This is a genomic window from Rhodococcus sp. NPDC079359, from assembly GCF_040702585.1.
GTDB lineage: Bacteria > Actinomycetota > Actinomycetes > Mycobacteriales > Mycobacteriaceae > Rhodococcoides.
Genome location: NZ_JBFBLH010000001.1, coordinates 856157 through 870201, shown reverse-complemented (window position 1 = coordinate 870201; position 14045 = coordinate 856157). Strand labels below are relative to the sequence as shown.

The following is a 14045-nucleotide window of genomic DNA, read 5'->3' as shown; positions in this document are numbered from 1 at the left end:
GAGCTCACGCACAGTGGACGCACCGAAGAAACGTGCGGAAGCCCTCACCGAAACGAACACCTCACACCAATGGAGTCGATCGTGACCACCTCAGCCGACGCGAACACCGCGGCCTTCGACGTCCTCGCCATCGGGCGAAGTGGTGTCGATATCTATCCTCTGCAGACCGGCGTCGGTCTCGAGGAGGTCGACACCTTCGGAAAGTTCCTGGGCGGTAGCGCCGCGAACGTCACCGTCGCCGCCGCGAGACTGGGCTGCCGCTCTGCGTTGATCTCCGGCGTCGGCAACGACCCCTTCGGTCGATACGTGGCCGCGGAACTGGCTCGGCTGGGCGTAGACAACCAATTCGTCGTCACCGACGATCAGTTCGCGACTCCGGTCACGTTCTGCGAGATCTTCCCGCCCGACGACTTTCCGCTGTACTTCTATCGGAAGCCGTCGGCACCCGACCTCCAGATCCGTCCGGAGAACATCGATGTCGATGCTGTCCGCAACGCGCGTCTCTACTGGTCGACAGTTACCGGCTTGTCCGAAGAGCCAAGTCGTAGTGCTCATTTCGCTGCGTGGGAGGCCCGAGATCGAGCGCCGTTGACCGTGCTGGATCTGGACTACCGGCCGATGTTCTGGGATTCGCCTGCCGCCGCGACGGAGCAGGTGCGCCGGGCGCTCGCGCAGGTCACCGTTGCCGTCGGAAACAAGGAAGAGTGCCAGATCGCAGTCGGCGAAACCGACCCGCACAAGGCGGCCGATGCGCTCCTCGATCTCGGGGTCTCGCTTGCCATCGTCAAGATGGGCCCGAAAGGTGTCCTCGGCAAGACTAAGACTCAGACCGTCACGGTGGCACCGAACTTCGTCTACGTGGTCAACGGCCTCGGGGCGGGGGACAGCTTCGGCGGTTCGCTGTGCCACGGCTTGCTCGCCGGTTGGCCCCTGGAGAAGATCCTGCGTTACGGCAATGCCGCCGGAGCGATCGTGGCATCGCGCCTCGAATGTTCGACGGCAATGCCCACCGCCACCGAAGTCGCTCTACTCGCCGAACAAACCGCCACGGAGGCTGTCAATGTCTGAGACCACCTTGAGTCCCGCACCCGCGGCCACCACTTACGCCGAGGTCACCGCGATTCGCGCCACCGACCCGCAGGCCATCGAACGTGCGTGGGCCACTCGGGTCACCCGCCCCACGATCCGCGGCAACGGCCGGCTGATGATCGTTGCTGCCGACCATCCGGCACGGGGTGCGCTGTCGGTCGGCTCGAACATGACCGCCATGAACAGCCGCACCGAGCTGCTGGACCGGTTGCGCACTGCGCTCGCCAATCCCGGCGTCGACGGTGTGCTCGGGTCCGCCGACATCCTGGACGACCTCGTGCTGCTCGGTGCGCTCGAGGACAAGGTGGTCTTCTCGTCGATGAATCGCGGCGGCTTGGCCGGCGCGTCGTTCGAGTTGGACGATCGAATGACCGGTGCCACAGCTGCTTCCACGGCAAAGGCGCGCATGAACGGTGCGAAGATGCTCACTCGGATTGCGCTCGACGATCCGGGCACTCTGGCGACGATGACCGCCTGCGCGCAGGCAATCGACGAACTGGCCGCGGCGAACCTCATCGCCATGGTCGAGCCGTTCCTCTCACGCAGAGTCGAAGGTCGCGTCAAGAACGACTTGAGTACCGACGCGGTCATCAAATCGATTCACATCACGCAAGGCCTCGGATCCAGCTCGGCCCACACGTGGATGAAGCTTCCCGTCGTGCCCGAGATGGAACGCGTCATGGATGCCACGACGTTCCCGACTCTGCTCCTCGGCGGCGACCCGCAGACTGCTCCGGAGGAGACGTACGCCAGTTGGGCGCGCGCACTGGAGATTCCCGCGGTCCGGGGCCTGATCGTCGGTCGCACGTTGCTCTACCCGCCGGACGGAAACGTCGAAGCTGCTGTCGGTACCGCCGTCGACATGGTGAGGTGAAACATGAACTCCGAGTACTACATCGCTGCCGGTACAGGTAGCACGAACGGTTTCGACGTCGCCGTCACACCCGACAGCGCGGGGTGGACCGAATCGAGTCTGTGGACTTTCACGCTCTCGGCCGGTCAGTCGGTGGACCTGAATTCGGGTCCGGACGAGATCATGGTTCTCCCGTTGGCGGGATCGGCATCGGTGACCAGTGCCGGCACCACGTTCGAGCTCGCCGGCCGTGCATCGGTGTTCGACGGCCCGTCCGACTTCGCCTACGTCGGCAAAGATTCGGCGTACTCGGTGGCCAGCGCAGCCGGTGGCCGATTCGCCCTGTGCGGCGCACGGGCGAAGAACGATCTCCCGTTCCGCTACGTGCCCGCTTCGGATATCTCGGTCGAACTGCGCGGCGCGGGCAATTGCAGTCGGCAGGTCCACAATTTCGGCACCGCGGACACGTTCGAGGCCGACTCGCTCATCGCCTGCGAGGTCATCACCCCCGGCGGCAACTGGTCCTCCTACCCGGGACACAAGCACGACGAGAACACCGCGAACGAATCGGCGCTCGAGGAGATCTACTACTTCGAGATCGCCGACGGGCCCCAGGGCGCCGCAGGTTTCGGCTACCACCGGGTCTACGGCACACCGCAGCGACCGATCCAGGTGCTCGAAGAAGTGCGAACCGGAGATGTTGTCCTCGTGCCGCACGGCTACCACGGCCCGTCCGTTGCCGCCCCCGGCTATCACATGTATTACCTGAACGTCATGGCCGGACCGGGTGTCGAGCGCGCCTGGAACATCGTCGACGATCCCGAACACACCTGGATTCGCGGCAGCTGGGCCGATCAGCCGGTCGATCCTCGCCTTCCCCTCCACACCGCATCGACAGGAGCATGACTGTGGTGTCCACAGCGCCGATCTCGGCAAGCAAGAACGACAACGCCGAACCGACAGTGCATCTGACCGTCTCGCAGGCCGTCGTGAAGTTTCTGGCCAACCAGTTCGTCGAGCGCGACGGCGTCCGCACCAAGTTCTTCGCGGGAGCCTTCGGCATCTTCGGTCACGGAAACGTCGCCGGCCTCGGCCAGGCACTGCTCCAGGCCGAGATCGACGCCGTCGAAGCCGGCACCGAACCGGAATTGCCGTACGTGCTCGGACGCAACGAACAAGCCATGGTGCACAGCGCCGTTGCCTATACGCGCCAGAAAGACCGTCTGCAGGCCTGGGCAGTGACGGCCAGCGTCGGGCCGGGCTCGACCAACATGCTGACCGGCGCAGCTCTGGCCACGATCAACCGCCTTCCCGTATTACTCCTTCCCGCAGACACTTTCGCGACTCGCGCCAGCGCGCCGGTACTGCAGGAGCTCGAGCTTCCGTCGAGCGGCGACGTCACGGTCAACGATGCATTCAAGCCCCTGTCGCGTTACTTCGACCGGGTGTGGCGCCCCGAGCAGCTGCCGAGCGCTCTGCTCGGTGCGATGCGCGTCCTCACCGATCCGGTCGAGACGGGCGCGGCCACCGTCGCCATCCCGCAGGACGTGCAGGCCGAAGCATTCGACTGGCCGGAATCGTTGTTTGCTCCCCGCACGTGGCACATGGCCCGTCCCGTCCCGGAGAAGTCCGCCGTCGAGCGGGCGGCCGAGGTTATTCGCAGCGCGCGGAAGCCGCTGATCGTGGCAGGCGGCGGCGTGATCTATTCGCGTGCAACCGATGCACTTGCCTCGTTCTGCGCAGCGACGGGTATCCCCGTCGGTCAGAGCCAGGCGGGCAAAGGATCGTTGCCGTACGACCACCCGCAATCGGTTGGTGCCGTCGGCTCCACCGGAACGACGGCCGCCAATGCGCTCGCCACCGAAGCCGATGTCGTGATCGGAATCGGTACGCGTTACAGCGATTTCACCACTGCGTCGCGGACCGCGTTCACCAACACCGACGTGAAGTTCGTCAACATCAACGTGGCCTCGATCGACTCGGTCAAGCAGGGTGGTGTCTCCGTCGTCGCCGACGCCCGCGAAACGCTCGACGCGCTGGCCGAGACCCTCGGGGACTTCACGGTGTCGGACGACTATCGCAGCAGAGTTGCCGAGCTCGCTCAGGCATGGGACGACACGGTGACGTCGGTATACGCCATCGAGGATTCGTCCGCACCGCTGAATCAGAACCAGGTCATCGGTCTCGCGAATACCCTGTCCGATCCCCGCGACGTCGTGGTGTGTGCTGCCGGATCCATGCCCGGCGATCTGCACAAGCTCTGGCGCACAAGGGATGCGAAGGGATATCACGTCGAGTACGGCTTCTCGTGCATGGGCTACGAGGTAGCGGGCGGTATCGGTGCGAAGATGGCCGAGCCGGACCGTGACGTGTTCATCATGGTGGGCGACGGCTCGTACCTCATGATGGCGACCGAACTGGTCACCGCCGTACAGGAAGGCGTCAAGGTCATCATGATCTTGGTGCAGAACCACGGGTTCGCGTCCATCGGTTCGCTGTCGGAGTCACTCGGATCGCAAAGGTTCGGCACCGATTACCGCTACCGCAGCGAGGACGGTCGTTTGGACGGTGGCATCCTGCCCGTCGACCTCGCCGCGAATGCGGCAAGCCTCGGCGTCCACGTCGTCCGCGTGAACAACGGAAGCGAGTTCACGGACGCGGTGAAGGCGGCCAAGGCGAGCGAGACGAGCACGGTCATCCACGTCGAAACCGACCCACTCATCGCTGCCCCGGATTCCGAATCCTGGTGGGATGTGCCGGTCAGTGCCACCTCGACCCTCGAGTCGACGCGGACCGCGTACGAGACATATCAGAAGTGGAAGAAGATCCAGCGGCCGTTCCTGCGTCCGTCCGGCCAGTAGTCACCCCACAACATTCGGCACATTCAGAGAGGATTTATCTTATGAGCGTTATTCGCGTTGGATCGGCACCCGATTCCTGGGGCGTCTGGTTCCCGGAGGACCCGCAGCAGACCCCCTACGGCCGGTTCCTCGACGAGGTGTCCGCATCGGGCTACGAGTGGATCGAGCTCGGGCCGTTCGGATACCTTCCGACCGATCCGCAGAAGCTGTCCGACGAGCTCGCTGCGCACAACCTGAAGCTTTCTGCCGGAACCGTTTTCGAGCACCTGCACCAGGACGCTTCCTGGGATGCAGTGTGGACCCAGATCGAAGATGTTGCGAAACTGACTGCGGCAGTGGGTGGAAAGCACGTCGTCGTCATTCCCGAGATGTGGCGTGACCCAGGCACCGGTGCGGTGCTCGAGGACCGCACGCTCACCCCCGATCAGTGGCGCAAGAAGACCGAGGGCATGAACGAGCTCGGCAAGCGCATGTTCGAGCAGTACGGTGTCAAGGCTCAGTACCACCCGCACGCGGACTCTCACGTCGACACCGAAGAGAATGTCTATCGGTTCCTCGATGGCACGTCGAGTGAGTTCGTCAACCTGTGCCTCGATACCGGCCACATCAGTTACTGCGGCGGAGACAACATCGCCATCATCGAGCGCGCACCGGAGCGCATCGGGTACCTGCATCTCAAGCAGGTCGACGAAGCAGTCCGCGCCAAGGTTGCAGCCGAGGATTTGCCTTTCGGCGAGGCATGCAAGCTCGGCGCGATGACCGAACCGCCCCTGGGCATTCCGGACATGCCGCCCCTGCTGTCGACCATCGAGCGCCTGGCCGATGCCGGCAAGCTCACCGCCGACATCTTCGCGATCGTCGAGCAGGACATGTACCCGTGCGAGCCGGACTACCCGCTGCCGATCGCACAGCGCACTCGTAAGTACCTGGGCTCCTGCGGGATCCCGTCCATCCAGTTCAGCTGATACCCGCAAGGAGAATTTTTTTCATGACCAACGAACTGCGCATCGCCGTCCTCGGGGTCGGCATGATGGGTGCCGACCACGTCGCTCGCATTTCCTCGAAGATCGCCGGTGCACGCGTCGCCGTCGTCAACGACTACTTCACCGAGAAGGCCGAAGAACTCGCCGCGTCCATTCCCGGCGCTCGGGTCGTCAACGACCCTATCGACGCCATCGCCGATCCCGAGGTCGATGCCGTGTTGCTGGCGACCCCCGGTCCGACGCACGAGAAGCAGCTCCTCGCATGTCTCGAGTACGGCAAGCCCGTCATGTGCGAGAAGCCGCTGACCACGGACGTCGAAACCTCGCTCGCAGTGGTGAAGGCGGAGGCCGAACTGGGCAAGAAGCTCATTCAGGTCGGATTCATGCGCCGGTTCGACAACGAGTACGCAGATCTCAAAGCTCTGATCGACTCCGGAGACATCGGTCGCCCGCTCGTCGTACACTGCGCGCACCGAAACCCGGCTGTGCCGCCGCATTTCGACAGCGCGATGATCGTCAAGGATTCGCTGGTTCACGAAGTCGACGTCACCCGCTTCCTACTCGACGAGGAAATCACGACAGTGCAGATCATCACACCGTCGGCCAACACGAATGCGCCGGCGGGGCTGAAGGATCCACAGATCGCCATCTTCACCACCGAGACCGGTCGGCACGTCGACGCGGAGGTGTTCGTGACCACGGGCGTCGCGTACGAGGTCAGGACAGAGGTGGTGGCCGAACGAGGCAGTGCCATGATCGGTCTCGATGTGGGACTGGTGCGTAAGTCCGCACCCGGAACCTGGGGCGGCACGATCACACCGTCGTTCAAGGAGCGGTTCGGGCAGGCATACGACACGGAAATTCAGCGGTGGGTCGACGCCGTGCGCTCGGGTGCCGAGACCGGAAACTACGTCGACGGTCCCGGCGCATGGGATGGCTATGCCGCAGCAGCTGTATGCGAGGCCGGAGTGAAGTCGCTCGAGTCGGGTGCTCCCGTGGCCGTGGATATGGTTCCGCGTGCCTCGATCCCGGGCGCGTGAAACGAATGAAGATCGCTCTCGATCCGACCCCGTTCCATCACGATTACTCGCTGCTCGAATTGCCCGGTGTGGTCGCCGATCTCGGGTACGAGTGGTTGCAGTTGACGCCGCACGTGGACATGATTCCTTTCTTCAACCATCCGAAAGCCGATGACGACCTCGTCGCCAAGTTCAAGAAGGCGTGTTCCGACGCCGGTGTCGGTATTGCATCCGTACTTCCGGTGCTGCGGTGGTCCGGTCCCGACGAGGATGCGCGTGAGGCTGCAGTTCGATACTGGAAGCGCGCGATTCAGATCACCGTCGACCTCGGTGTGTCGACCATGAACACCGAGTTCAGCGGCCGACCCGAGAAGCCCGAGGAATCCGAACGGGCCTTCTACCGGTCGATGGAGGAACTTGTTCCCATCATCGAACGTGAAGGTCTCGAGGTGTTGATCGATCCGCATCCCGACGACTTCGTCGAGGACGGTCTGGCGGCGGTTCGTACCATTCGCGGAATCAACTCGAAGAACATCGGCATGGTGATCGTGGCATGTCACCAGTTCCACATGGGCGGCGATCTCGACGCGATCATGGCGGCAGCGGGCGACATGGTGCGACTGGTGCACGTGGCCGACACGATGGATCATCATCGCTCGCATGGGCTTCGGTACATCACCAATCCTCCGGGCAACGCCGTACGCGTGCATCAGCACCTCAAGGTCGGTGACGGCGATGTCGATTGGAACCAGTTCTTCGGCGGCCTCGGCAAGCTCGGCTTCTACGACCGCGACACAGTCATGGTCTCGAGTGTGTTCGCGGAGAACGAGAACGCGCACGAGGTCTCGCGATATCAGCTCGACACCATTCGGAAGTACGTCTCCGAGCACTCCTGATTTCCACTCACGTAGGGACACATCATGACTGACAACGTTATTGCTCATTGGGTGGACGGAAAGCCGTTCGCCGGCACGTCCGACAAGACCGCTCCGGTCACCAACCCCGCGACCGGGCAGATCACCGGCCAGGTAGCGCTGGCTACCGTCGAGGATGCACGCACGGTCATCGCATCTGCCGCAGCGGCATTCCCGGCCTGGCGAGACACCTCGCTGGCCAAGCGAACCGCGATAGTCTTCAAGTTCCGGGAATTGCTCAACGCCAAGAAGGGTGAACTCGCCGAGATCATCACCGCCGAGCACGGCAAGGTTCTCTCCGATGCGCTCGGCGAGATCAGCCGCGGCCAGGAAGTCGTCGAATTCGCTTGCGGCATACCGCACCTGCTCAAGGGCGGGTTCACCGAGAACGCGTCGACCAAGGTCGATGTGTATTCGATCCGTCAGCCCGTCGGACCTGTTGGCATCATTTCTCCGTTCAACTTCCCGGCCATGGTTCCCATGTGGTTCTTCCCCGTCGCCATCGCCGCCGGCAATACCGTCGTGCTCAAGCCCAGCGAGAAGGATCCCACTGCATCACTGTGGATGGCCGAGCTGTGGGAAGAAGCAGGACTACCGCCCGGTGTGTTCAACGTTCTGCAGGGCGACAAGCTCGCGGTGGACGAGCTGCTCGAGAACAAGTCCATCAAGGCAATCAGCTTCGTCGGGTCGACGCCGATCGCGCAGTACGTCTACTCCACAGGCACCGCGCACGGTAAGCGAGTTCAGGCCCTCGGCGGAGCGAAGAACCACGCTATCGTCCTCCCCGACGCCGATCTGGACCTCGCTGCCGACGCGATGGTCAACGCCGGCTTCGGTTCTGCGGGCGAGCGGTGTATGGCCATCTCCGCGCTGGTCGCCGTCGGAAACATCGCCGACGAACTCGTCGAGAAGATCGTCGAACGCACCACACCGTTGGTCACCGGAGACGGGACCAAGGGTGCCGATATGGGACCTCTGGTCACCAAAGCGCACCGCGACAAGGTCGCCTCGTACGTCGACGCCGGAGAAGCAGCCGGTGCCACCATCGTCGTCGACGGCCGCACCGTCGAAGCGGACGGCGGCAAGGACGGCTTTTGGCTCGGCCCGACGCTGATCGACAACGTCACCACCGACATGTCCATCTACACCGACGAGATCTTCGGGCCGGTCCTCTCGGTGGTCCGCGTCGACACGTACGACGAGGCGCTCGAGCTCATCAACTCCAACCAGTACGGCAACGGTACCGCCATCTTCACCAACGATGGCGGTGCGGCGCGGCGGTTCCAGAACGAGGTCGAGGTCGGCATGATCGGCATCAACGTCCCGATTCCGGTTCCGATGGCGTACTTCAGTTTCGGTGGTTGGAAGAACAGCCTTTTCGGTGACACTCATGCCCACGGAATGGACGGTGTCCACTTCTACACCCGCGGCAAAGCAGTCACCAGCCGGTGGCTCGACCCGAGCCACGGAGGAATCAACCTCGGGTTCCCTGAAAACGACTGAGCCCGAGAACGACTGAGCTCTGATCTGCGAAACCCCCGCTCCTATTGTCGGAGCGGGGGTTTCGCGCGGCGCGGACACATATCGGTGAGCTGCACTGTGGACGTCCGCTGTCGATGCAGCTGTCCGGTCCGGCGGACTACCGCCGTCGCCGACGAGAAGACCCTGCGTGGCATGTTCTGCCGCGCAGGGTCTTCTGTAGGTTCGTGTCGGTGACGGGTCGGATTCGGCGCCAGCCACCGTCGAGCGGACTCAGCTGGGTTGGACGCTCAGGACCGGGACGGGCGACATCATCAGTAGGCGCTGAGTGATGCTGCCCAGCAGAGCTTTGCCGACACGACTGCGTCTCTTGATTCCGATGACAAGCCGCGTCACTTCGGGATGTGCGTCGATCTCGTCGAGGACCGCTGTTGCGGGGTCGCGGTCTGCGCGTCCGGCACGGTCGATGACTCGCACAGCAAGCTGTGCGTCGAGTCCGCTGACGTCAAGTCCGCCGAGAGTCAAATTCACCACAATCAGTTCGGTGTGCATCGCACTTGCTTCGTCGGCCGCGACGCGCAGGGCGTGGCGGCCCTCTTCGTTGTCGGTTACTGCAACCAGTATTGCCATGTCGTGACGTCCTTTCGATGGGTTCGGTTCACGAATACTCGCGACGGAATCCGGCCTCTAGCTGTTCGAGTGATTGCCCGCGAGTTTCCGGTACCTGGGTGACGATGAAGATCAGTGCCAGGACCCCTAGCCCGACGAAGATGAAGAAGGTCGGCGCTATGCCCAGCGCCTCGACGACAGGCGGGAATGCTAGCGCAACAAGAGCATTGGCCAACCAGAGCATGAACACGCAGACCCCGATTGCGAAGCTGCGGATCTTGAGGGGGAAAATTTCGGCAAGCATGAGCCACACCAGGGGGCCGATGGTGCCCTGCATGCAGAAGACAAACAGGACGACGAAGACGAGGATGAAGTACGCCTTCGCAGTGCCGTCCGGCAGTAATAGCGCGGACAGTCCGACGAGGAGGTGGAAGAAGGTCGTCAGCCCGAAGCCGGCGATGAGCATCGTCCGGCGGTTCACCTTGTTCATGATGAGCAAACCGACAGTGATGCCGAGAACGCTGAACAACCCGTTGAGCGTGTTGGCGATGATTGCAGCGCTGTCTGAGAAGCCGGCATCGCTGAGCAGCTGTGTGCCGTAGTACATGACCGAGTTGATCCCGGTGAACTGCTGGAAGACGCCGAGGCCGACACCGATGAAGATGAGCCGCCGGATCCAGCGGACGGATAGGTCTGCTGCACCTCCGGTCTGGGAGAGTCTCTCTTCTTCGGCCAGAGCGTGTACTTCGGCCATCTCGGCTACTGCGCGTTCGTCGGTGCGAACTTGCTTCAGAACTGCCAGTGCTTCGTCGTCGCGACCCTGCAGCACGAGCCAGCGCGGACTCTCGGGCATGCGCAGCATGCCGACGAACAGCGCGATCGCGGGAAAGAGTGCGACCACGAGCATGTAGCGCCACACCGACTCGTGGTCACCCCAGATGTTGAAAATGATGGCATTGATGATGAAGGCCGCGAACTGGCCGCTCACGATCATGACCTCGTTGCGGGTGACCAGAGATCCGCGTCGTTCGGCAGGTGCAACTTCGGAGAGGTAGACCGGGACCGTGGCGGACGCGCCGCCGACTGCAAGACCGAGGATGAATCGGAATACCGCGAGCACCTCCCACGACGGGGCAAGCACACAGCCGATGGTGCCGAGAGCGAAGACTCCGGAGAGCAGCAAGATGTTGTGGCGTCGCCCGTATTTGTCGGACAGACGCCCTCCCACCAGTGCGCCGATCGCGGCACCGAAGATGAGAATGCTGACGACTAGACCTTCGGTGAACGACGTGAGCCCCAGGTCGTCCTTCATCGGTTCGAGCGCACCGTTGATGACACCGGTGTCGTAGCCGAACAGCAGGCCGCCGAACGTCGCGACGACTGCGATGACGCCCAGTCGTCGGGAATGCGTCCCCGGGGTGTCGGGCGGGAGCGCACTCCGTGAGTTTGGTTGAGCTGAAGACATCTGTTTTTCATCCTCCGATACCCGTGGTTGACGATGGGCTAGAGCTAAATCTTTATGTATGTATGTCTTAACATACTGACAGTGAGATGAGAAGTGGGTCACATGGCTTTACCCGCTGAGCTACCGGTCGAACGCACAACGATCGAGAGCGCTCGGAGGTACGGTTTGTCGACGCCGTCAGGGTTCGCGAGAGTGGGAGTCAGTGACTGGAAGTGAGCAGAGCGATCGACGATCGGACGCGGATTCTCGCGGAAGGGCGCGAGCGCGGAAACCCACGATGGACGATATTGCCGTCCGGGCGGGGGTATCACGCACGCTTGTGTCGTTCGTCCTCGGTGGTAAGGCCGGTGCGGGGGAGCGAACGCGAGAGCGCGTTCTTCGTATCGCCGATGAGCTCGGATACAAACCCGACGCCACCGCTCAGCTGTTGGCCCGCGGACGCAGTCGAACCATCGGAGTTCTGGTCGACGTCGAGCAGCCGTTCCAAGCTCAGTTGGTGAAGCGAATCTATCCGTTCGCCAAAGCCGCGGGTTACGAGGTTCTGCTGTCCGCAAGCGCACCGGGGCGAGACGAAGTGGCTGCCGTCGAATCTCTGATCGCCCACCGATGCGAAGGGCTGATTCTGCTCGGCCCGAGTTCGGAACAATCGTACTTCGAGGAGCTGGAAGAGCGTGCGGTTGTAGTTGTCGTCGCAAAACCTTTGTCTCGGAGCAGCTTCGACAGTGTGCGTAGCGCCGACGACAGCGGTATTCGGCAATCCGTCGACCACCTGATCGAACTGGGGCACCGCGAGATCTACCACATCGATGGGGGATCCGGTCCGGGATCTGCCATCAGAAGCGACGCCTACCGCGCCGCGATGCATGGCCACGACCTGGGTGATCGAATTCGCGTGATCGACGGAGCTCACGACGAGTCGTCGGGGGTTGCGGCAGGACATCTCATGCTCGACGAAAGCACTTTGCCGACAGCGGTTCTTGCCGGCAACGATCGCTGCGCGCTGGGCCTCATGGATGCATTCGACCGCGCCGGAATCGATGTTCCAGGGGATGTGTCCATCGTCGGTTACGACGACAGCGACCTCGCGCGGCTCTCTCGGATCGATCTGACGACTGTGCGACAGAACGTTGATGCTCTGGCCGAGAACGCCGTGGCGTTCGCGGTGACGCGCCTGGAGAACGGCTCCGCGCCGGCGTCCGAGATGATCGTCGAACCGCATCTCATCGTGCGCGGAAGCACCGGACCCGTGCGTTCTGCAGAGCGAGTTCGCGCCTTGAAGCGAAGAGGTTTGTAACCGAACTGTTGACTTCTGCCTGTGATGTAGCCCATAGTTAGTTCTACTAACGCGCTTAAGTAGCTGCGTCTCACGACGCACTGGAACTGGGAGATCAGATGTCGAACTTCGTCGAGGCCGGCGGTACCGCAGTGAAGTCCGCTGCCGCCGCAATTGCGTTCGCTGTGATGCTGTTCGTGTTGATTCTCGGCTTCGTCGCCTCCGGAATCATCGGCGCTGCAGGGTCTATCAGAAATTGAGAACGTTGTCGCCGGCGTAGGCAAGGTCGGCGCGGGTCGCACGTGGGCACCGCCGGGAATGAGTTCGGGTTTCGACCATTGGCCCGCGACACAACCGCCGAGACCGGTCCCGTGTGGCCGATCTCATGAGGACTCGCTCGCGCCATCCGGCAGGGGGTGCGACTACGTGTTGGCGGGTGGCGGAGCCACCGTGCCCCGTCTGATCAGGCGGGGCGTCAGAACAACCTCGGTCGGTTCGGCGCCGGCGATGCGTCCCAGTGCGCTCGCCACCGCTGAATCCGCCAGTGCCGATACGTCCTGCGACATCGACGTCAGGTCGATGTGGGCGATGCGCGCCAAGCGTGAATCGTCGTAGCCGACAACCGAAATAGCCGATGGGACGTCGATTCCTCGGCGCACGAGATGATCGAGCACACCCGTCGCCGAGTTGTCGTTGAACGCTACGACTGCCGTGGGCGGTTCGGTGGATTCGAGAAGGGTGCGCATACCCTCTGCACCTTCGGTTTCCGACATTCCGCCGTCGACGACACGCGCGTCGATTCCATGCCTGTGTGCGGCGGCCACAAATCCGCGTCGCCTGTCGTGCGCCCCCGGCGATGTGCCGCCGTCGATGTGAGCGATGCGGTCGTGTCCCATTTCGACCAGATGATCGACAATCGAGCCGGTGCCCGCGACGTCATCGCTACGCACCGACGCGATACCGTGGGTAGATTTGAGTATCTCGACTACGGGCGTACGGCCGTCGACTTCCACGAGTTCCGCTGTTGACAAACGTGATCCGAGAAGTATGGCCGCCTCGCAGCGCTCACGCAGTAATGCTTGCACTGCGCTCAGTTCGTTGCGACTCGGAGCGACGGCGCTGAGCGTGACATCGTATCCGTGACGCGCTGCCGCCGTGTAGATGCGTTCGACGAGGTCCCCGTGAAACGGTTGCTGCAGATCGAACGTGACACCCAATAGTCGCGAGCTGGCCTGGCGAAGCTTTTGCGCTCGGCGGTCAGGGACGTAGCCGATGCTCTCCGCGATCGCCTTGATCCTTGTCCGGGTGTCGTCGCTCGCGCCCTCGACTCCACGCATGACGATGGAAACGAGCGCAGGCGATACCCCCGCGATCCTTGCCACGTCAGCCATTGTCGGGCGCGCGCTGTCGACCACTGGACTCCTTTCGTCTCACGAGAACGCTAGTTGACCAATTGAGGCAAGCCCCCTAGTGTTCTGACACTAGAACGTACTAGTTATC

The 14045-nt window shown here is 62.9% G+C and carries 13 protein-coding genes; 10 read left to right on the top strand and 3 right to left on the bottom strand.

The annotated features are described in order from the left end of the window. The first annotated feature begins 69 nt into the window (after positions 1 to 69). Genes iolC through AB0362_RS03865 form a run of 8 tightly spaced genes read left to right on the top strand, consistent with a single transcriptional unit; the run spans position 70 to position 9222 of the window. Positions 70 to 1068 (top strand): 5-dehydro-2-deoxygluconokinase, encoded by a 999-nt coding sequence (gene iolC / locus AB0362_RS03900; RefSeq protein ID WP_366234841.1) that lies wholly within the window; start codon positions 70 to 72, stop codon positions 1066 to 1068. After that, positions 1061 to 1963, top strand: a complete 903-nt coding sequence (locus tag AB0362_RS03895) for an aldolase (protein ID WP_366234840.1) — start codon at positions 1061 to 1063, stop codon at positions 1961 to 1963. Before iolC ends, AB0362_RS03895 begins: the two co-directional genes overlap by 8 nt. Before the next feature lie 3 nt (positions 1964 to 1966). Further along, complete coding sequence (iolB, locus tag AB0362_RS03890) at positions 1967 to 2848, top strand: 5-deoxy-glucuronate isomerase (RefSeq protein ID WP_366234839.1); 882 nt, start codon at positions 1967 to 1969, stop codon at positions 2846 to 2848. Beyond that, positions 2845 to 4803, top strand: a complete 1959-nt coding sequence (gene iolD / locus AB0362_RS03885; protein ID WP_366234838.1) for a 3D-(3,5/4)-trihydroxycyclohexane-1,2-dione acylhydrolase (decyclizing) — start codon at positions 2845 to 2847, stop codon at positions 4801 to 4803. The genes iolB and iolD overlap by 4 nt, the downstream gene beginning before the upstream one ends. A gap of 41 nt (positions 4804 to 4844) precedes the next feature. Further along, on the top strand, positions 4845 to 5768 hold the full coding sequence (locus tag AB0362_RS03880) for a sugar phosphate isomerase/epimerase (RefSeq protein ID WP_366234837.1): 924 nt from the start codon (positions 4845 to 4847) through the stop codon (positions 5766 to 5768). A 23-nt stretch (positions 5769 to 5791) separates the two neighbouring features. Beyond that, positions 5792 to 6826, top strand: a complete 1035-nt coding sequence (locus AB0362_RS03875) for a Gfo/Idh/MocA family oxidoreductase (RefSeq protein WP_366234836.1) — start codon at positions 5792 to 5794, stop codon at positions 6824 to 6826. A gap of 5 nt (positions 6827 to 6831) precedes the next feature. Beyond that, positions 6832 to 7701 (top strand): sugar phosphate isomerase/epimerase, encoded by an 870-nt coding sequence (locus AB0362_RS03870; RefSeq protein ID WP_366234835.1) that lies wholly within the window; start codon positions 6832 to 6834, stop codon positions 7699 to 7701. A gap of 24 nt (positions 7702 to 7725) precedes the next feature. Continuing rightward, a complete protein-coding gene (locus AB0362_RS03865; RefSeq protein ID WP_366234834.1) occupies positions 7726 to 9222 on the top strand; it encodes a CoA-acylating methylmalonate-semialdehyde dehydrogenase in 1497 nt (498 codons plus the stop codon). 249 nt (positions 9223 to 9471) lie between these two features. Here AB0362_RS03865 and AB0362_RS03860 read toward each other — a convergent pair whose 3' ends face one another. Beyond that, positions 9472 to 9828 (bottom strand): universal stress protein, encoded by a 357-nt coding sequence (locus AB0362_RS03860; RefSeq protein WP_366234833.1) that lies wholly within the window; start codon positions 9826 to 9828, stop codon positions 9472 to 9474. 28 nt (positions 9829 to 9856) lie between these two features. Beyond that, a complete protein-coding gene (locus AB0362_RS03855; RefSeq protein ID WP_366234832.1) occupies positions 9857 to 11272 on the bottom strand; it encodes a sugar porter family MFS transporter in 1416 nt (471 codons plus the stop codon). 277 nt (positions 11273 to 11549) lie between these two features. Here AB0362_RS03855 and AB0362_RS03850 point away from each other — a divergent pair, with 277 nt between their 5' ends. Together AB0362_RS03850 and AB0362_RS03845 are read left to right on the top strand one after the other, a co-directional pair. Then, positions 11550 to 12566, top strand: a complete 1017-nt coding sequence (locus AB0362_RS03850) for a LacI family DNA-binding transcriptional regulator (protein ID WP_366234831.1) — start codon at positions 11550 to 11552, stop codon at positions 12564 to 12566. Positions 12567 to 12664: 98 nt separating this feature from the next. After that, a complete protein-coding gene (locus AB0362_RS03845; protein ID WP_176457443.1) occupies positions 12665 to 12805 on the top strand; it encodes a hypothetical protein in 141 nt (46 codons plus the stop codon). A 162-nt stretch (positions 12806 to 12967) separates the two neighbouring features. Here AB0362_RS03845 and AB0362_RS03840 read toward each other — a convergent pair whose 3' ends face one another. Beyond that, on the bottom strand, positions 12968 to 13936 hold the full coding sequence (locus AB0362_RS03840) for a LacI family DNA-binding transcriptional regulator (protein ID WP_366234830.1): 969 nt from the start codon (positions 13934 to 13936) through the stop codon (positions 12968 to 12970). Between the last annotated feature and the right edge of the window lie 109 nt (positions 13937 to 14045).